General features: G+C 43.6%; 15 protein-coding genes, 1 tRNA gene and 2 pseudogenes. 2 read left to right on the plus strand and 16 right to left on the minus strand.

All coding sequences use genetic code 11. The annotated features are described in order from the left end of the window. Window positions 1–233 precede the first annotated feature (233 nt). Both fba and I4V84_RS20705 read right to left on the minus strand, forming a co-directional pair. Window positions 234–1103: a class II fructose-1,6-bisphosphate aldolase gene (gene fba, locus I4V84_RS13390; RefSeq protein ID WP_148463679.1), complete on the minus strand. Its 870-nt coding sequence runs from the start codon at window positions 1101–1103 to the stop codon at window positions 234–236. Between the two features lie 120 nt (window positions 1104–1223). After that, window positions 1224–1322: pseudogene (locus tag I4V84_RS20705) on the minus strand (DUF6783 domain-containing protein); the annotation flags it as partial. Between I4V84_RS20705 and I4V84_RS20710 the strand changes: the two are divergent. Both I4V84_RS20710 and I4V84_RS13395 read left to right on the plus strand, forming a co-directional pair. After that, window positions 1299–1454, plus strand: a pseudogene (locus I4V84_RS20710) (DUF6783 domain-containing protein); the annotation flags it as partial. The pseudogenes I4V84_RS20705 and I4V84_RS20710 overlap by 24 nt on opposite strands. Window positions 1455–1467: 13 nt before the next feature. Next, window positions 1468–1549: transfer RNA gene (locus tag I4V84_RS13395), tRNA-Tyr, on the plus strand. Between the two features lie 381 nt (window positions 1550–1930). Here the strand turns inward: I4V84_RS13395 and I4V84_RS13400 are convergent. The 14 genes from I4V84_RS13400 to I4V84_RS19985 all read right to left on the minus strand — a co-directional run bounded on the left by I4V84_RS13400 (window position 1931) and on the right by I4V84_RS19985 (window position 20723). After that, window positions 1931–4063, minus strand: a complete 2133-nt coding sequence (locus I4V84_RS13400; protein ID WP_173770837.1) for a glycoside hydrolase family 13 protein — start codon at window positions 4061–4063, stop codon at window positions 1931–1933. A gap of 342 nt (window positions 4064–4405) precedes the next feature. After that, window positions 4406–6256 (minus strand): ATP-dependent zinc metalloprotease FtsH, encoded by a 1851-nt coding sequence (gene ftsH, locus I4V84_RS13405; protein ID WP_118581573.1) that lies wholly within the window; start codon window positions 6254–6256, stop codon window positions 4406–4408. Window positions 6257–6272: 16 nt separating this feature from the next. After that, a complete protein-coding gene (hpt, locus tag I4V84_RS13410) occupies window positions 6273–6800 on the minus strand; it encodes a hypoxanthine phosphoribosyltransferase (RefSeq protein ID WP_118581570.1) in 528 nt (175 codons plus the stop codon). Then, the gene (tilS, locus tag I4V84_RS13415; protein WP_195992510.1) at window positions 6793–8328 is read right to left on the minus strand and encodes a tRNA lysidine(34) synthetase TilS; all 1536 of its coding nucleotides are present in this window, start codon (window positions 8326–8328) and stop codon (window positions 6793–6795) included. Before tilS ends, hpt begins: the two co-directional genes overlap by 8 nt. Window positions 8329–8448: 120 nt before the next feature. Then, window positions 8449–9936, minus strand: coding sequence for a SpoIIE family protein phosphatase (locus I4V84_RS13420; RefSeq protein WP_118581564.1), 1488 nt, complete (start codon window positions 9934–9936; stop codon window positions 8449–8451). Window positions 9937–10191: 255 nt separating this feature from the next. Next, window positions 10192–10506 (minus strand): septum formation initiator family protein, encoded by a 315-nt coding sequence (locus tag I4V84_RS13425; protein WP_226815895.1) that lies wholly within the window; start codon window positions 10504–10506, stop codon window positions 10192–10194. A gap of 460 nt (window positions 10507–10966) precedes the next feature. Then, window positions 10967–11248 (minus strand): sporulation protein YabP, encoded by a 282-nt coding sequence (gene yabP / locus I4V84_RS13435; protein ID WP_118581555.1) that lies wholly within the window; start codon window positions 11246–11248, stop codon window positions 10967–10969. A gap of 101 nt (window positions 11249–11349) precedes the next feature. Next, window positions 11350–11589 (minus strand): RNA-binding S4 domain-containing protein, encoded by a 240-nt coding sequence (locus I4V84_RS13440; RefSeq protein WP_118581552.1) that lies wholly within the window; start codon window positions 11587–11589, stop codon window positions 11350–11352. 72 nt (window positions 11590–11661) lie between these two features. After that, the gene (locus I4V84_RS13445; protein ID WP_117851504.1) at window positions 11662–11937 is read right to left on the minus strand and encodes an HU family DNA-binding protein; all 276 of its coding nucleotides are present in this window, start codon (window positions 11935–11937) and stop codon (window positions 11662–11664) included. Window positions 11938–12029: 92 nt separating this feature from the next. Continuing rightward, window positions 12030–13013 carry a CotS family spore coat protein gene (locus I4V84_RS13450; protein ID WP_195992512.1) on the minus strand — a complete coding sequence of 328 codons (984 nt, stop codon included), beginning with the start codon at window positions 13011–13013 and terminating at the stop codon, window positions 12030–12032. Between the two features lie 78 nt (window positions 13014–13091). Continuing rightward, window positions 13092–14474 (minus strand): CCA tRNA nucleotidyltransferase, encoded by a 1383-nt coding sequence (locus I4V84_RS13455; protein WP_334286098.1) that lies wholly within the window; start codon window positions 14472–14474, stop codon window positions 13092–13094. Window positions 14475–14566: 92 nt separating this feature from the next. Then, on the minus strand, window positions 14567–16006 hold the full coding sequence (proS, locus tag I4V84_RS13460) for a proline--tRNA ligase (RefSeq protein WP_195992515.1): 1440 nt from the start codon (window positions 16004–16006) through the stop codon (window positions 14567–14569). A gap of 506 nt (window positions 16007–16512) precedes the next feature. Further along, complete coding sequence (locus tag I4V84_RS13465; RefSeq protein ID WP_195992518.1) at window positions 16513–18555, minus strand: LTA synthase family protein; 2043 nt, start codon at window positions 18553–18555, stop codon at window positions 16513–16515. Window positions 18556–18566: 11 nt separating this feature from the next. Further along, on the minus strand, window positions 18567–20723 hold the full coding sequence (locus tag I4V84_RS19985) for an LTA synthase family protein (RefSeq protein WP_195992519.1): 2157 nt from the start codon (window positions 20721–20723) through the stop codon (window positions 18567–18569). Window positions 20724–20728: the final 5 nt, after the last annotated feature.

Consider the following 20728-nt stretch of genomic DNA (forward strand, 5'->3'; position numbering starts at 1 on the left):
AAAAAATCAAGAAACATGTTCATTTTTTTAGAGAGTGATATTTGAATATGGATATTTTGTCGCAACTTGTACAAAACATTACAATTTTTATCAGATCCAGACTTTGAATAATAATTCGGGTCACAAGCCAGAACCTATTGGAAAAAGCAGTCTGTGAAACATCTCATATATGCAAAAGAGGACTGCTTGCGCAGTCCCCTTTCTCTTTCCGCATGTGCGGAGAAAAATCATATTCAAGCTTTTCCAACGGATCCGAAGATTTCCATTTTCTCTTTAACAGTAGCCTTGATTGCATCGAAGCCAGGTGCAAGAAGCTTACGTGGGTCATATCCTTTACCCTGCTGATCTTTGCCTTCCTCGATGTATTTACGTGTAGCATCTGCAAAAGAAAGCTGGCACTCTGTGTTAACATTGATCTTGGAAACTCCAAGGTCGATAGCTTTCTTGATCATGTCTGTAGGAATACCTGTACCACCGTGAAGTACTAACGGCATATCACCTGTAAGCTGCTGGATTGCATCCAGAGTCTCAAAGCTTAAGCCCTTCCAGTTAGCTGGATATTTACCATGAATGTTACCAATACCAGCTGCCAGGAAATCGATACCAAGATCAGCGATCATCTTGCATTCCTTAGGATCTGCGCACTCGCCCATACCGATAACGCCATCTTCCTCACCACCGATGGAGCCAACCTCTGCCTCTAAGGACATTCCATGCTCTCTTGTGATCTTAACCAGTTCTTTAGTCTTAGCAACGTTCTCTTCGATCGGGTAATGAGAACCGTCGAACATGATGGATGAGAATCCAGCCTCAACACATTTCAGGCATCCTTCATATGAACCGTGATCCAGGTGAAGTGCAACCGGAACAGTGATCTTCTGCTCTTCCATCATACCTTTAACCATTCCAACAACGGTCTTATAACCAGCCATGTACTTACCAGCGCCTTCGGAAACGCCCAGAATAACCGGGGAGTTCAGTTCCTGTGCTGTAAGCAGGATAGCCTTTGTCCACTCAAGGTTGTTGATATTGAACTGACCTACTGCATAATGTCCAGCTTTTGCTTTTTTCAGCATTTCTGTTGCATTAACTAACTCATACATGATAAAATTCCTCCTATCTTTGGAAACACCTTAACTATTTCCATTGTCTGTAGTTTAGCAGATTTTTCCCCATTCGTCTACCTCTTTGCAAAAAAAATGAGTTATTGATTCTTTTTTCATTCACCTGGAGCGTATTTGAAAAAAGCTTTCTGCAAGATGTGCGTCACAATTTGTGGAAGATTTTGTCCGGATGAAGGCGCCGTAGCGGGCTACGGCAACTGAATTCAGGCAAAATATACTGCAAAGTGGGGCGGGCAGATTGCGGGAATGATTTTTCAAACACGCTCTGGCGCGCAAAACATCAAAAAAACTGAAAAAATATCTTGCAAAAACTTTCTTCTTTGTATATAATAAATTCATTCACGGATGGATTCCCGAGTGGCCAAAGGGGACAGACTGTAAATCTGCTGGCGATGCCTTCGAAGGTTCGAATCCTTCTCCATCCACTACTACTCCAGAGCATATTCGCTCTGGAGTTTTTCTGTCATATGCCAAAGCGGTTCGAATCCTTCTCCATCCACTATATTCTAAACTCTCAGATATTTTTACCTGGGAGTTTTTTATCCCTCTTCTCTGTATCAGCAGCGCAGCGCCCTGATACCAAACGTTCTTTTTTCGCCTTGAATACTCAGCCGCGAGGAGGGGCCTATGGACTGGCGGCCATTGCGAGGATTCCAGGGATTTTCCATATACGCGCAGGAGGTGGAGCACTGTCTGAGGCCACCATGTGGCCGAGTTTGCTCCACCTCCTGCAAATAAGCGTATATGGAAAATCCCGGAACCGCAGCTCTGGCCGTCAGCCCATAGGTCCCTCCTCGCGGCGTCCCTTAATCTTCCACAAATATAGTCGGATTCTCACACTTATGATACAACACCATCGCCCCAAACGCTGGCATCGGCACCCTGATCACACCTGCCTTGGCTGTATATTCATATTCCTCCGTAGTATATCCATCACGGTAAGACAGCATGATCCGCTTCAACACAGAATCCTTCAGTCTGCTGATTCCCGTCTTCCAGACCTCAATCTCAACCTCCCGATCCTCATTCCGGTTATTCAGAATCACGATCATTCTTTCATCATGGGAAAATCTTCCGAAGCAAAGTCCCTGATAATCATTCCATAGGAACACAAGGGAACCATTACTTAAGAAATCATATTCCTTATGGATCTTAATCATATCTCTGTGGAACGCAATCATCATCTGATCCTCATGTCCCCATGGATAAGTTCTTCTGTTATCCGGATCTGTAAAGCCACAGACACCTGCCTCATCACCATAATAAACAGTTGGTGCTCCCGGCCAGGTCATCTGCACCACAACACCTTCACGCATCACTGCAGGATTGATGTTCTGGGAAGCAGCTTCCGCACCGGCATAGGAAATCCTTCCCACACGGCGGTTTGTTCTGGTGAGAAATCTGGAATGATCATGATTGGACAGCTCATTCATGGACGTATAAAGTGCAGACATATGAAGTGCCCTCATATGAGTCTTCATAGCCCCAATAAAGGCATCACTGTTTCCATAAAGGTCATCCCTGCACTCATCACTGTGCTTCTCCATGCCCGTCAGGAACCAGGTCAGAGGTTCCATAAAGGCATCGTAGTTCATAACCGTATCCCACTCATCCCCTTGCAGCCAGCTCTCCGGATTTCCGTAATGCTCTGCCAGAATGATCGCATTGGGATTTGCCTCCTTTACAGCTTTCCGGAAATCCTTCCAGAACTGATGGTTAAATTCGTTGCTGTGCCCAAGATCTGCCGCCACATCCAATCTCCATCCATCTACATTATAAGGCGCAGAAACCCACTTCTTACCAATCTCCAGAATCTTATCATACAGATCCCTGGAGGCTTCATAATTCAGCTTCGGCAAAGTATCATGAGTCCACCATCCATCATAGGTAGGATTGTACGGCCAGCGGTTCTCGTCATAGAAATTAAAGTAATACCTATATGGACTGTCTGCAGAAATATACGCTCCCTTTGGATATCCCTCCTGGTTCTCATAGATCCGCTCTCTGTCCATCCATTTGTTAAAAGATCCACAATGGTTAAACACACCATCCAGGATTACTTTCATGCCTCTCTTATGGATTTCCTCCACAAGCTTTGCAAACAGTTCATTACTTGCCTCCAGATTCCGCTTATCGGTCACACGCTTAATAAATTTCCGGGCATGGGCATTCTCGCGGTCCCCCTCATTCAGAAGGCCATCATCCATATCCTCCACGATCTTGCCGTAATGGGGATCCACATACTCATAATCCTGAATATCGTACTTGTGATTACTTGGAGAAACAAAAATCGGGTTCAGATAAATAACATCCACTCCCAGATCCTGCAGATAATCCAGTTTATCCATAATTCCCTGCAGGTCACCGCCATAAAACTCCCGCACCCCCATTACTGCCGGAACTTTTCCCCAGTCTCTTACCCTGGAAGCCATATCGCCAATATAAAAATATTCACGATCCTCCACATCATTCGTCGGATCCCCATTGCAGAAGCGATCCACAAAAATCTGGTACATAACAGCACCCTTCGCCCACTGGGGTGTATCATAATCCGGATAAATCTCAAACTCCAGACGCTCCTCCGGGTTCATGGAAACACCCTGATAATTATAATAACAGGTCACCCATCCGTATGTGATCTCAAAATGGTAGCGGACAATCTCCTCTCCCATAATAATAGAAGTCTCATAATAATCAAATCCATTGGATTTGGCCACACGCTCCATCTGTTGACGCTTGCCATCGTATACTAAATAAACCATATCTACGTTGTTCCGCTTGGTGCGGAAGCGGATACGGACCTTGTCTCCTGCTTTGGGATTTGACGGACAACGGTAATAATCAGAACCATCGCTGAACAATGCCTCTGTATTCAAAACCGGTCTCATATTCAATATATATTGCATTTTTTTCATTACATCTGCATTATTACGATCCATAACATCCCTCTTTCAAAAAAATTACATCCTATATTTTAACTGAAAACATTTCTTCCCACAACTGTTAAAATTCGGCTTATTCTCCAAATTTCCGCCCAGCTTACCGACGTTTTCACCAAAGAACTCCCACCACATTTCAAACACGATCTAAAATACCTTATTCATTTAACGTAAAAAAGACAGCCGGTAAAAGCTGTCTTTTTTGGAGAAGGTATTTCTTCTTATGGGGTGTAGCAAAAACTATATAATGTATTGGGGGGTTTTTACGATGTATATAGTACCATGTGTCCACCAAAAAGTGTGCACAAACTTCACAAAAATCACTATTGTTTTTTGTGCATGTTATATACTTTCATTTGATTCACCCGATTTTTCCATTGTAAAAAGTGCTTCAAATTCATCCCGATGAACTTTTTCCTTCTCGAGAAGGAGCTTGGCACAGCCATGAAGAACCTCCATATGCTCAGAAATAATCTTCTTCGCATTGTCATGACACTCCTCAATGATACTGTGAATCTCACTGTCAATTGCCTTGGCAACATCCTCGCTGTAACCACGGGTGTGCGCCAGATCCCGTCCAATAAATACCTCATCGTCATCATCTCCATAGGAGATCAGTCCAATCTTATCGGACATACCATACTTGGTCACCATAGCTCTTGCTTCGCTGGTAGCCCGCTTGATATCGTTGGATGCACCAGTTGTAATATCGCCGAAAATCAGCTCCTCTGCCACACGTCCTCCAAGAAGTGTGGTAATATCCTGGAGCATTTTACCCTTAGTATTAAATATTTCGTCATTCTCTGGAAGAGGCATGGTATAGCCGGCTGCTCCCATTCCGGTAGGGATAATGGAAATGGTGTAAACAGGCTCCATATCCGGCAGCACATGGAACAAGATTGCATGGCCTGCCTCATGATAAGCGGTGATCCTTTTCTCCTTCTCGGAGATCACCTTGCTCTTTTTCTCTGCACCGATGCCAACCTTGATAAAGGCATTCTTAATATCTTTCTGGCGAATAAATACATGACCTTTTCTGGCTGCAGCAATAGCCGCCTCATTCATCAGGTTCTCAAGATCTGCACCTGTAAATCCAGCTGTAGTCTGAGCGATCTGTTTCAGGTCTACATCCTCGCCAAGAGGTTTATCCTTGGCATGAACATGGAGGATTTCTTCCCTTCCTTTAATATCCGGACGACCTACGCCAACCTTGCGGTCAAAACGTCCCGGACGAAGAATTGCAGGATCCAGAATATCCACACGGTTGGTAGCGGCCATTACGATAATGCCTTCATTTACCCCGAATCCATCCATCTCTACAAGAAGCTGGTTCAGAGTCTGTTCCCTTTCATCATGACCGCCTCCCATGCCGGTTCCACGCTGTCTTGCAACAGCATCGATCTCATCAATAAAGATGATACAAGGTGCGTGACGCTTGCCCTCTTCGAAAAGATCTCTTACACGGGAAGCACCTACACCAACAAACATTTCCACAAAATCAGAACCGGAAATGGAGAAAAACGGAACGCCCGCTTCCCCGGCAACAGCCTTGGCCAGAAGCGTCTTACCAGTTCCTGGAGGTCCTACAAGGATAACTCCTTTCGGGATTCTGGCCCCCACCTTGGTATACTTCTGGGGATCCTTCAGGAAATCTACAACCTCCTTCAGTTCTTCTTTCTCTTCCTCCAGGCCCGCTACGTTCTGGAAAGTCACTTTCTTATCATCCGGCATGGACATTCTCGCCCTGCTTTTGCCGAAATTCATCATCTTGGCATTGGTGCCACCACCCCCACCTGACATCTGACGGTTCATCATCAGCATGAGGAAGATGATAAGACCACAGGTAAGAAGTACCGGGAAAACAGAGTTCATAAATACACTCTGCTTCGGCACATCCTCAACAGCAGGATCAAGCCCGCTCTCTCGAAGAAGCTGCTCTGCCTCATTTACATCTGCCACATAAATACGCTTCTGTCCCTCGCCGCTTATATTCACGATCACAGAACCTGTTGGAACCTCACTGTTCTGATGGATCGTGGCACTGGTCACCTTTCCGTCTGTCACTGCCTGCTCCAGCTGTCCATAAGTATAATCACTCTGGACAGCTACCTGATTGTTCAGATACAGGTAACCTGCGATCAAAGCTACGATCAGGACAAGATACAAGCCAATTCTGCCTGACTGCTTATTCACTTGTATAATTCTCCTTTCATTCGAACTCTACCACTCCGATGTATGGCAGATTTCTGTATTTCTGGGCATAGTCAAGACCATAGCCCACAACAAACTCATCTGGAATATTGAAGCAGCAATAATCCACATCAACCCCTTTTACCACTCTGCGGTCCGGTTTGTCCAACAAGGTGCAAAGTCTCACGCTGTTTGGATTACGTCTCTTCAGAACGTCCAGCAGATAGCTTAAGGTTCTTCCGGAATCAATAATATCCTCCACAACAAGAACTTCTTTATCTTCAAGAGGCTGATCCAGATCCTTGACGATCTTTACAACTCCGCTTGATTTGGTGTCATCTCCATAACTGGAAACAGACATGAAATCAAGAGTTACCGGCACTGTGATTCTCTTGGCAAGCTCACACATGAAAAATACTCCGCCCTTAAGAACGCAGATCATGTGGATTTCTTTTCCCTTGTACTCTTCGCTGATCTGGGCTGCTACTTCGCAGATACGCTTCTCCACAGTCTCCTCATCCAGTAAAACTCTGATTTTTTCACTCATGATTATCTTTTCCTCCTTGGTATTGTATTTCCAATATTCTCCTGGTTCTGGGAGCTATTTTATAATTCTCATTTATTCTGCCTCCCACCACCCACAAAACCTCAGAGCCGGTACATAGAAGCAAGATGCTGTCTCTTTCCTCTGATGGGATCTTCTCATCTATAAAATAACGGTTCAGCTTCTTGCTGCTCCCTTTGTCATCTACAATGAGAAAATCTCCCGGCTGTCTGGTCCGGATGGACAGTTCCTGTTTTATTTTATCATAATCCAGCCATTTCGTATACTTTTTTTCTTCAATCTTCTGGCCTTCATTAGAAAATATTTTCAGATAAAAAACATTATCTGTAAAAAGTACCTGTTCACAAGCAGTTTCCAGCTCCTTTTTACTCAACTGGACACTTTTTTGCAGTGCATTCCTCTCCTGATTTTTTTCAGCTTTCACTGGATCGTACTCTTTTGAACTTAGATTTCTATCTGACATTCCCAGTAATTGTCTTTCTCCCAGTAAAATTCCTCCATAAGTTCGAAGCGCCGCCAGATCATAAGGCAGATTGATCCGTCGTCCCACCTGAAGCTTCAGAAGGCTCTCCACACTTTTTACATGAGCAGCTGTAAAATCCTTACGTTTCCCAGCCAGCTCTTCAAAAACCTGAAGCACTCCGTAAGAAGCTATGGCAGGCTCATCCCGCCAGAATGCTTCTGACAGGAAAATTCCCCGTTCCCTGTTTTCCCCATACTTTTTCACAAGGCGTTCTCCCTGACGGGACAAATACTCCTCTGCCTGACTAACAAGACTGGCCGTCTCCGCCATATGGCGGACAGCAGAAGCATTCACCTGTTCTTCCAGAATAGGCAATATCTGATGTCTGATCTTATTTCTTGTATAATCATCTGTAAGATTGGTACTGTCTGTTACATAGGGAATCTGTTCTTTTATTAAATAATTGACAATTTCCTGTTTATTTAAACACAAAATGGGCCGAATAATTTCATCCCGCACCGGCAAAATAGAAGCCAGACCTTTCAGCCCCGTTCCTCTGCAAAGATTGTGGAGCAAAGTTTCCGCCACATCATTTTCATTGTGGGCCAGAGCAATACGGATCCGTAATTTTCCTTCTCTGGCGGCAGAGACTCTTCCCCCACCCTGGAGGTCAGCCGTTTCTGATTTTCCAAAATAATCAGCTTCTGCCCTGGAAAACGCATCCTGTCTGACTTTTCTTCCTGTCTCTTCCAGTCCCATTTTCCATTTCTTTGCAAGCTCCGGTACCGGGTAATGATAGGATAAAAAAGGAATCGTCCATTTTTCGCAGGTCTCTCTTACTACTCTTTCATCCCGGTCAGCTTCCTCGCCGCGGATTCCATGATGCACATGTACCGCACACAGCGAAAAAGTTGCTTCAGCCTGATATCTTTTTAACATTTCCAGCATAGCCATGGAGTCTCCTCCTCCGGAAACTCCGGCAAGGACCACATCCCCATCCACTACCATGCCATGTTCTTTCATATATGCTTTCACTTTCTGATACATACTAGCTCTGCCTCTGATACGTTACTGATTCTTTCGTGAACCGTAACAATATTACTTCTTTCAAACATATTCATATGCTCATATGATTCCATATCTGTTTTTTACTCAAAAATAATCATTCTATTTCTTCCACATTCCAGCTACAAGAACCGTCATATCATCCCTGGCGCAGTAATCGCTGTATCCCAGCACCCGCTCCAGAATCCCCCGGCTCATCTCCTTGGGAGTCTCTTCATGGATATCCATAATGATTTCTTTCATGGTCTCCTCCTCCCGCATGGCAGGCAGCGCATCCAAGACGCCATCTGTCATCATGATCAGATAATCCCCGTGATACAGCTTCCTTGAAGATGTTTCAAAATCCACCTGCTGTATCAGCCCTGCCGCCAGACTCTCTGAAGAAATGGCCTCCACCCAGTGATCCCTTTTGATAAAAGTGGCGGAAGCCCCCGCTTTCAGGAAGTTACAGATTCCCGTATATAAATCCACTGCGCAGATGTCCACTGTTGAAAAAATCCCTTCCTGTCCCTTCATCACAAGAGCAGAGTTCACCATTTTCGCCGCCGTCTCCTGGGTAAAACCGGATTCCAGAAATTGTTCCAGAAGTTCTACCACTTCCTCGCTTTCCCGGCATGCCTCCACCCCGGAGCCCATTCCATCAGAAAGACACATTACAAAACGGCCTGCCTCTTCCTGTCTGCAAATATAATTGTCTCCGGAAACCTTCTCCATTTCCTTGGTCAGCTTTGCCACTCCGTAAAGTACCTGATAGCTTACATCCTCCACAAAATGAACCGTATGGTATTCTCCATTTACAATTCTTCTTCCTCCTGCTGCCGCCATGGGAGTTCCGAATTCCTGAGACAAAAGCTGTGCCACCTCATTAACAGAAATGCACTGCCCGCTTCTGGCACGCATGGTAAGAAAAATCTCACGTCTTCCTTCCACCTTGTCCATCACCCAGACCTGCTTCACCACAATATGACGCTTCCTGAGAATCTTCTGCAATTCCGTCATAAGCTGGGGATCCGCAATGGAAATGTCGTACAGGTCTTCTGCCACCATATCCATGATTCTGGACATCTCCTGGAGTTGCTGTGCCACGGCAAGACGGCTTTCGATCATCCGGTTGTCCCATATCAGCTTCTGCCGCTCCCTCATATAAGAGTTACCAAGTGTCTCATAATACTGGGAAAAACGACTGCATACACTCATCCAGTCGCTTTTTGTCTCCTGTATTTTCTCCTGATTTCCCTCCTCCATGGAACGAATCATCCGCTCGCTTCCTCTGTACATTTCCTGCGACTGGGTGCCCCAGCAGATTTCCCGCTGATAACAGTGGCTGCATATCTCATCACAGGTCTCCCTTATGATTCCATCCACCTGGCCGTTGCTTAAATAGTCTTTTCGGTAGGGTAATCCATAAAAGCTGTCTGCAAGCTTCCGAAAAGAAGCCGCATACCGCTCCACCTTCTCCTTCTGGGGATTTTTCTCTTCGGCCGGCTGCTCTGCCTTAAGGAAACTTCTTCCCCTGAAAAAAACTTTTGCCATGTCCCGCAGCACCAGCAGCACACTGATCACGAGCATGGCAATTATCCATTCCTGCATATTCTCCCCTCCCCTTTACAGCCTTACAGTGCCAGAGCCTGTTTGAAAAAGCATTCCCGCAAGCTGCACGCCCCACTGTTCATGTAGTCTTTAACTGCTGCCCTTGTTTTTGCAAAGGAATGCTGCATTTACATCACCTTCGGCAGCACCTTATGCCTATTATAGGGGACAGGTATGAAAATATATGTCAAACAAAGACGACCATATTGAAAAATATATCGTCAGAAACTTCCAAACTTCGTTTTTCCCAGAACCTTATTTCTCCTCCTGAAAAATAATCTCATTCTCCTTCACAAGACCCAGCTTCTCTCTGGCGGCCTGCTCTGCGTACTCATCCGTGAGCATATACTGCTTCAGATCTTCAATCTCCTGAGTGCGCGCCTGCTCTTCCTCAATCTGCTGGCTTAATGCCTCTGCCCTGGTCTCATAGCCGGCAAGAGATTCCTTAAGGTCCCGGCTCTGTGCCATAAGCGTCAGAATCAGAATCAGAACGATCAGAGAAATACCGAACATCCCGAGATGATTATACCCTATTGTCTTTTTTCTTCGTTTTTTCCCTGATTTTCCCAAACTTCCTGCCTCTTCTCATCTGCAAACGATTTCTGGTACTATTTTTGTACTGATTTGCAGATTGCTTAACTAAAATTTTACAACGTTTACAAAAAAATAGCAACCAATTTATATATTTTTTTGAAGTTTTTTTTACGAATCTGACAGGAACCTCCAGGATTATATAACAAATTTTTTCAAATAAAGGTTTTATTGTCAGATATGTAAGAAATGCCCCTGATATAATTCCCAAAAACAGAAAACTACGCAGGATTCCCTGGTTGATCCGGTAAATTCCTGCAAATACCAGAAGTCCTGCGCACACCCAATAAAGAAGGTCCAAAATCCCTCCTGCTGCCGGACTGCAGAAAATGAGCCTTCTTATTTCCTGAAGCAGGCTGTAGCAAAGGATCAGCACCGCACCCCCTGCAAAAGCCCGGACGAAAAGCCAGATCTCATTGTAGATATATATGCTCATAGCTTAACGGAACAGCCTTGTAAATAATGGTTCTTCTTTTCGTGGGGAATCTTTAGACAAATAGACAAGAGAATCCACATGTCCGGCAAGAGCAGCTTCTCCTTTTTCCAGGTTTAGTCCTTTTACATGAAGCCCGCTGCCGCGAATCTGCAGCTTCCCGTCAGCAGTCTGAAGAAGGATTTCCTTTTCATCAAAAGAAATCACATCCTTCACACCTGTGACAGATGCTTCTTTCCTGTTATCCAGTATCAGCTTATGGGAAATGTTCACAACCTTTTCTTCCAAATCCCTCTCTCCCAAATATGTGGGTTCACAGATAATCTATGAAATTTTCTTTAAAATTAGAACCTGCTTAAGTAATACTGTTTCCTTCGTTCACAGAACTCTTAAACATACCTGTACAGATTCTCAACTTCTTCCTTCTTCACAGTCTCTTTCACATCCAGCACTTCCACCTTCACATTGCGGCTTCCAAACTGAATCTCAATAGTATCTCCTGTCTTCACCTGGGCAGAAGCCTTGGCCGGCTTATCATTTACAAGCACTCTTCCTGCATCACATGCCTCATTTGCCACAGTTCTTCTCTTAATAAGGCGGGATACTTTCAAAAATTTATCTAATCTCATAATACTCTCCTATATCAGAGCGTGTTTAAAAAAGGAGGAACTATAAAGTTCCTCCTGTAAAAGCTTACGCGATTATGCGTTTACCATATCTTTTAAAGCTTTACCAGCTTTAAATTTCGGAGCCTTGGAAGCTTCGATCTTCATGGTCTCACCAGTCTGAGGATTTCTTCCCTCTCTGGCAGCTCTCTCGCTGACTTCAAATGTACCAAAGCCAACTAACTGAACTTTCTCACCTTTTTTCAGTTCTTCTGATACAACGTCGATGAATGATTTTAAAACAGCTTCAACGTCCTTCTTGGACAGATTGGTTTCTTTCGCCATAGCTGCTACTAATTCAGTCTTATTCATGGTGTTTCCTCCTCTAAAGATTCTTCTATCTATATATATACCTTTTGCCCTGTATTGTCAAGGTTTTTGCGCTAGAAAGGGGATTTTCTGCGCTAGAAAGGGGATTTTCCAAAGCAGTTTTCAGGGAAATCCCCCCATATTTTCTTCTGGGCAATTACCTTTTCCAGCTTTTCTGTATTCTTACCGGAAATCCATGCTTTGTTATGAGAAAAGTAGTAATTTGCCAGTTTCCAGTATTTTTCCGGATATGTGAAACGGATTCGCAGGTTTTCCCATTCTTCCGAAGAAATAGGACGTATTTTGTCATATTGCTCCAGCATCCGTCTGGCCAGAAATACATCCCAGTTATATTTTTCCAGGATTTTTCGCATAAAACAATACAAGTCGCTGATCTGCACATCAAAGCTGAAGTGACCAAAATTTGTCACAGCAGCCTGATTTTTACAAAGAAGAACATTGTGCTGGTTATATTCGCCATGACATAGAAGCCCCTCTTCGCCCGCCTTGTCCCTTAGTTTTTCATAGTCCGACTTTACAAGCATTTCCAGTGCTTTTTCCCCTTTTTCCAGAAACCACTGTACACTGCCCAGAAATTCCTTTTCAAATCTGGCACTGGCACCTTTCTGGCGGATAAATTTACGGATCTTGCGGATTTCCTGATTATGCCTTGCATACTCATCTGCAAGGGAACGCGCCATGTAGGCTTTTTCCACAGGCATATTCATAAATTTATGTACCCTTGCCAGAATCTGCACACTTCTTATAATATCTTCCCTGGACTTGGTGTCACACTCTCTGCCTTCATACCAGTTCTGAAGGGTATAGGGAATATTATCCTTATCTCTGGTAACCAAAGAGCCTTCCTGATTTTCAATAAAAGTATCAACCAGACAGCCTTCCTGGGAAAGTTTTTTTAACACTTCCTGCTGAAAAAGCAGTTTTTTTTCGGAGCCGTGAAACTCTCTGAGGAGCAGAATTCCCTGTTCTGTACGACATACCAATGCTCCCCGGGTCCTGGACGAAGATTTCACTTCAATTCCATACTGGGTCAGGGTGCTAAGACCATAATCATACAATAAAAATCCCCCCGTCACTCACATATGCCAAATGTCTTCAGATACCTTCTATCTTATGAGTGGGAGGGATATGTTATTCTAAAGAAGTTTTTTATCGGCTGCAAAAGCAAGGGAAAGAAGTGATTCTTTCTTGTTCAGTTCCGGATTCTCCAGAACAGCATCCAAAAGCTCATGGAGCACACTTCCCATTTCTTTTCCAGGCTTCATTCCGGCTGCGATCAGGTCACTGCCAGTAATTGCAAGACCTTTCATGGAAACACATTCGCCTTTTTCCATAATTTCTTCCCAGGTCATTCGAACTCCGGCCTGACGAGCAGCTTTTTCTTCCCCACGGTAATCACTTTTCGCTTTGTTATCCGCATACTGGACTTCCATCCACATGGGAAAAAGGTCTTCCCCAACTACATTGATGACTTTCCGCACCTCAGCCGATGCTGGAGTCGGGCGCAGATCATGCCAGCGGATCAGACGGCTCACTCTGGAAATAGTGTCATTGTCAAACTTCAGGCGGCGCAGAATTTCCTTGGACATTTTTTCTCCCACAGAAGCATGTGTTTTGAAATGATCCCTGCCGTTTTCGTCTGTTTTTCGTACAACAGGTTTGGCAATGTCGTGAAGGAGCATGGTCAGCCTTAACACCTTATCCGCCCTCACATACAAAAGGCTGTGGAGAATGTGTTCTCCCACATTATAGCAGTGGTGTGGAGTGTTCTGAGGTGTCTCCATACAGCGGTCAAATTCCGGCAGAAATTCCCTGGTAACTCCCGCTTCATAGGCAATCCGCAGATAATCTGGATGAGGGGACACCAGAAGTTTTACAAGTTCCACCTGGATCCGCTCTGCGCTTACATGTTTTAAATTTGGTGCAAGCACAGAAAGAGCTTTTCTGGTCTCTTCTTCCAGGGAAAAGCCAAGCTGCGCAGAAAAACGTACAGCACGCATAATGCGAAGAGCATCTTCTGTAAAACGTTCCAGAGGATCACCAACACAGCGGATCACCTTGTTTTCCAGGTCTTTCTGCCCTTCAAAAAGGTCCACCAGCCCTTTCCTGGGATTGTAGGCCATGGCGTTGATGGTAAAGTCCCGACGCTTCAAATCTTCCTCCAGGCAGGCCGTAAAGGTTACTTCTTTCGGGTGACGGCCATCTTCATACTCGCCATCCACCCGGTAGGTGGTAACCTCGAATCCCTCTTTTTCAAGCAGCACTGTTACGGTTCCGTGAGCGATTCCTGTATCTACGGTTCTGTGAAACAGGGCTTTGACCTGCTCCGGCTTGGCTGAGGTTGTGATATCCCAGTCATTTGGAGTTCTTCCAAGAAGGGCATCGCGGACACAGCCGCCTACTGCATAGGCCTCATAACCAGCTTTTTCCAGAATATTTATAATTATTTCAACTTTTTGTGGAATTTCAAATACCATCTTTATCACCTGCCTCTGATTTAAAACAAAACTTCTCCTCATACACTTCTCTGCCTTGAAAAACAAAGCGGGGCAAAATAATTTTGCCCCTTTTTGACTACTGATTGCAAAATAAACAGCAATCCCTTTTGTTATTAATAAGCACGTCCCCAGTATACCATTTTCTTGGCAGGTTTTCCACAGCATACACAGACATCGCTTAAATGTTCCTGCTCAAACGGCATACATCTGGATGTTGCCTGAACGTCTTCTTTGATCTTATCTTCGCACTCACGGTTGCCGCACCACATAGCTTTTACAAAACCAGGTTTTGTGTTGATGGTCTCCTTGAATTCTTCGTAATTTGTTGCTACATAGGTGTGAGCATCTCTGTGGGCTCTTGCACGCTCCAGCATTTCCTTCTGCATGGTGTCCAGAACTTTCTGAACCTTAGCAGCAAGTTCTTCGAACTTCACAATATATTTCTCTCTGGTATCTCTTCGGCAGATAACAGCCTGTCCGCTCTCGATATCCTTCGGACCGCACTCAATTCTTACCGGAATACCACGCATTTCCTGCTCTGCGAATTTGAATCCCGGGCTCTTGTCTGTAACGTCTGCTTTTACACGGATTCCAGCTGCTTTCAAAATCTGTGTCAGCTCCTCTGTTTTCTCCAGAACGCCCTCTTTTCTCTGCTGGATCGGGATTACAACAGCCTGGACCGGAGCAATTCTTGGTGGAAGAACAAGTCCGCTGTTGTCTCCATGAACCATGATCAGCGCGCCGATCATACGTGTTGTCATTCCCCAGGATGTCTGGTGTACATACTGAAGCTGGTTGTTTTTATCTGTGTACTGGATGCCGAATGCTCTTGCAAATCCATCGCCAAAGTTATGGCTGGTTCCAGACTGAAGTGCTTTTCCATCATGCATCAGAGACTCGATTGTGTAAGTAGCCTCTGCACCCGCAAATTTCTCTTTCTCTGTCTTCTGACCTTTAATAACCGGGATTGCAAGTACTTCCTCGCAGAAGTCTGCATACAGATTCAGCATCTGGATGGTACGTTCTTTTGCTTCCTCAGCTGTAGCGTGGGCAGTATGTCCTTCCTGCCATAAGAACTCACGGGAACGAAGGAACGGACGGGTTGTTTTCTCCCAGCGAACTACTGAGCACCACTGATTATATACTTTCGGAAGATCTCTGTGGGACTGGATCTCTTTCTGATAGAAATCACAGAACAGAGTCTCGGATGTAGGACGTACGCAAAGGCGCTCCTGAAGAGGATCAAGTCCGCCGTGTGTTACCCATGCAACTTCCGGTGCAAATCCCTCTACGTGATCCTTTTCTTTGTCCAGAAGGGATTCCGGAATGAACATTGGCATGTATACATTCTCTACGCCTGTCTCTTTGAATCTGCGGTCAAGCTCTTTCTGGATATTCTCCCAGATTGCATATCCTGCTGGTTTGATTGCCATACATCCCTTTACACTTGTATAGCCGCAAAGTTCCGCTTTTTTTACAACGTCAGTATACCACTGTGCAAAATCCACATCCATGGATGTGATAGCTTCTACCATTTTCTTTTCTTTTGCCATGATTTTTCTCCTTTTTGATTTTCTAATATTTAAACGCCAGGGAAATCTGGTAAATTCCATGTATTATTTGAAAAACACATAAAAAAAGACCTTCCATCCCTGCAAAAGGGACCGAAAGGCTTCGGCGGTACCACCCTGATTAACACTGGAAATGACTGCTCCACTGCTCACTCAATTATCCTGATAACGTAGGACAGACGCCGCACTTCAATTGTGCGGAGCTCTGAGGCCGGTTCCATGACTTGCGCACAAAATCCTCACACCATTGCCTGTCGGCTTGGATTTCTCTCTGAGATTGCTCCTCATGTACTATTCTCTTCATTGCCACTTCATTTATTTAATTTGCTCGTTAAGTCTTGTTTATTTTATGCGAAATTTTCCCATATGTCAAGTGGCGAAACAGAAAATACCCAGACAAAAAACAGCCAGAGGTTACTGTTCACTCCGTTCACAGTAACAGCCAGAGTTACCATCCACCGCATCTGTTTTGTCCGGGTACTTTTTTATTACTTCAATGTAAACAAGCTCTCTATTACATCTTTTTTCTCAAACTGGTTGTTATATTCCAGGATATTGTAATCGCTCAAAAACTGTCTGTAATTGTCCGGAAGATCCTCAGAAGCATACCAGTTCCCCTCCTGATCACACACTGCACCAACACCAATAACCGGCAGCTGTTTCTTCAGTTTCATAAGGAACTGATTATAAAACGGAAGGGAAATCCCTGCCTTAAACAGCACATAACTTCCCAGATAATTGGCACTGATATCCTCTTCTGCAGTCTCGGAAGAATAATTTGTCCAGATTACATATGGAGTTGTATACGTCACCTGGCTTTCAAAAAGGTCCAGCTTCTCCCTGTCTTTTCCGAGAACTTCTGCTAAAAAGCCTTCTTCCAGCTTAGGCCAGTGATCTCCAAACATGACGATCATGGTCGGCTCGTCTACCTTTTCAAAATATTCTACAAGATTCTGAAACGCTTTATCCGACTCTCTGGCAAGTGACAAATACGTCTGTGCCTCCGGATATTCTGTTTCATAATTCAGTTTTACATCTGGTTCGTATCCCTTCAGAGTGCTCTGGGAATATCCGCCATGGTTCTGCATGGTTACGCAGAAAGTAAACAACTTTTGATTTGTTTCTTTTTCTTTATACAGGCTGATGATCTTGTCAAAAACAGACTGGTCACTTACAAAGCCTCTCAGTTTATCCTGATATTCTCCACCCCAGTTATCCTGATTCAAAAACTCATCAAAGTCCATCTGCGGATATACCTGGTCGCGGTTCCAGTTATGTCCGTTATTGGGATGCATGGCAATTGTATAATATCCCTGAGATTTCAGAATATCTGCCATTCCATACTCCGGAGTCCGGATATACAGTTCATAAGGAACACAGCCAGAAGGAAGAAACGTAATACTGTTTCCGGTAAGTACCTCATACTCAGATCTTGCTGTTCCGCCACCGTAAGTGGGCATATGCAGACTTCCATGTGTTACATTTTTATCAATACTGTGAATATACGGCAATATTTCCACATCTGATCTGACACTCCCAATGCTCTCGAAATCCGCAAGACTTTCATTCATGATCATAATAATATTCTCAGGGATTACATCTGGCTCCTGCTGCCTTTCAGCCGGATCACCTTCAGTTTTTTCTGCAATTTTCTTTACCGCATCCACGGAATAGCCCTCCGGTTCTTCTACAAAAACAAACCGGAATTCTCTTGCAAAAGTATATACCAGCCCTTTATTCTGATATTCCTTGTTTACATTCCACAATGAAACATTTTCCTGCTTCATGATCAAAGGCCGAAATCCCACTGCCATTGCCACAACAAACACAGCTAAAAAGGCTAACCGCACAATCAAATTTTTTCTGCTTTTTTTCCCTAACTCCAGTCTCTGAAATTTCAGGATAAACTGGACAAATACCAGCGAATACGTTAACGGAATGCCAAGCATAAGAGGTATTTTAAACTCATATTCTCCTGCAACATCTGCAGCAGTTCCAATTCCTGTAATATCCAACAGAAAAAAAGCTTCTCCCCTAAATTCCATTACAAAGAAATTGATCAATGCCAGCAAAATCAGAAGCCAGCAAAATACAGCTGAAGCTGTCTTTATTTTTCGAAAAAGCAGGATCAATATACCAAGAATAACATAACAGACGATCAGGTTCCCTATAAGATTCATAAAAGATAGGGAAGTAACCTTTTTCAGAAGACTTCCCAGATAATTCACTGATTTATTTCTTTTTCCGGAAAGCCAGGTGATCATCTGCACTGCCCCTATCATAACAGGAGCGGACAGAATCAGTAAAATTCCATCCGCTGCTTTTGATATTCTGCAGGTATGCCAGGCATCACTTAGTCTGTCTCCCCACAAAACCAATAAAATCCATATCAGATTACCAATGGCAATCAGCAATATTTTCTTGGTATCTCCCTGAAAAGGATGGGCTGTTCCAAGCTCTGTATAGATCAGCAGCCCATCAATTACTGCCATTAACAAAAGGTTGCAAAACATTTGTGACAGTTTTTTCATAAACGCACCTCTTAATTGCCAATAGTAAACAAGCTCTCTATTACATCCTTTTTCTCAAACTGATTGTTATATTCCAGAATATTGTAATCCGTCATCAGTTTTTTGTAATCGTCCGGAAGCGCATCATTGGCATACCAGTTTCCATCTTTGTCGCAAACAGCACCAACTCCGATGATTGGAAGCTGCTCTTTCAGATTCATAAGGAACTGGTTGTAGCCTGGCATTTCAAGACCAGCCAGCTGAAGCATATAGCTTCCCAGATAATTAGCACTGAAATCTTCCTCTACTGTCTCAGATGGATAATTTGTCCAGATCACATAGGGAGTTGTATAGGACTGCTGGCTTTCAACAAGTCCCAGGCTCTGCCTGTTGCCGCCTAAAAGTTTCGCCATAAATTCTTCTTCAATCTTAGGCCAGTGATCCCCAAACATAACAATCATGGTAGGCTCATCTACTTTTTCAAAGTACTCCAGCAATTCCTTAAATGCTGAATCAGACTCTCTTGCCAACGATAAATACGTTTCAGCCAGAGGATACTCTGTATCATATCCAAGCTTTACAGTAGGTTCAAATCCAGCTCTGTCTTCTACTGTATAACCGCCATGATTCTGCATGGTTACACAGAATGTAAATAATTTTTCATCCGCATCCTTCTCTTCATAAAGGCTGATGATCTTTTCAAATGTTGCTTTGTCACTTACATAATTTCGAAGAAGCTCTCTGTGTTCCTCTCCCCAGTTCTCCAGGCTGATAAATTCATCAAATCCCATGCATGGATAAACAGAGGCCCGGTTCCAGTTATGAGCCTTGTTGGGATGCATGGCAATTGTGTAATATCCCTGGGATTTCAGGATATCTGCCAGACCATACTCCGGATCCCGCACATAAAGCTGATAAGGAACACTTCCGGATGGCAAAAAGCTCATACTGTTTCCTGTAAGAGCCTCGTATTCAGAACGGGCAGTTCCGGCTCCGAATGTAGGTACATGAAGCTGTCCATGTTTTACATTTTTGTTAAGGCTTCTTATGTATGGCAAAATTTCTACATTTGACTTTATTTTCCCTACACTTTCAAAATCTGTAAGACTTTCATTCATAATCAGGATAATATTTTTCGGTGTTACTGTTTCAAAAGTATCTGCAGCTGTATTATCAACACTTTCTTCAGACTCACCCTTGTCTGTCTCTGAAACAATATTTTCCCCATCTTCAATTTCCTGTGCCAGTTCTACGGTTTTTCCAACAGAATAGCCTTCTGGCTGCTCGATATAAAAATACTTGATTTCCTTAACAAGAGAGGAAATGTAGCCCTGTTCTTTATAAATACGGTTAATCTGCCATAAAGTAACAGCGTCAAGCTTCTGGAGGATAGGTCTTATAGTAAAACATAATGTAATCACGATCAAAGCCAGTACACTAAACCGGGCAGCTGTATTCTTTCTGCTCTTTTTTCCAAGCTCCAGTTTCTGGAATTTCAGTACAAACTCACCAAATACCAGGGCATAGATCAGTGGAATTCCAAGCATCAGTTTGATTTTGAAGCTATATTCTCCAACAACTTCTGCTGCCGTTCCCATTCCTACAATGTCAAGAAGCTGGAATGGTTCTCCACGGAATTCCATTACATAATAGTTTACCATTGCAAGGATTATAAAAAGGTAACACAACGCAGAAGAAGCAATATTGATTTTCCTGAATAAAATAATAAGTATTATAAAAAATATTGCATAAATAATAAGATTCAGTGTCAAATAAGGCTGCTCCATCAGTAATGACATCTTAACCAGGCCTTTAAATGTTGACACTGCCTTATTCTTATATCCCGACACCCAGGTGACCATCTGGACAAGCATAAATACAATTCCAGGAGTTGCCAACAGCAATATGACATCTGCTATTTTCAAAAAAGTGGTATTTTTAATTGCACTGCAGATTTTCTCCCCCCAGAACAGAAGAACAAGAAACAAAATATTTCCTGTAACAATTAGTAATATTTTAATGATTGTTCCTTTATATATACGATTTCCTTCGTTAATAAAAGTATATACCAACAATCCATCTATAAGCAGAAGCAAAGCAATGTTCAAAATGATTCCCAGTATCTTTTTCCATCTGTGATTCTTCGCTCTGCCCATATTCAAATCTGTATTTTCTTTCGTATTTTCCACAACAA

This window comes from Ruminococcus sp. 1001713B170207_170306_F1 (genome assembly GCF_015668065.1).
In the GTDB taxonomy this organism is placed as follows: domain Bacteria; phylum Bacillota; class Clostridia; order Lachnospirales; family Lachnospiraceae; genus Blautia_A; species Blautia_A faecis.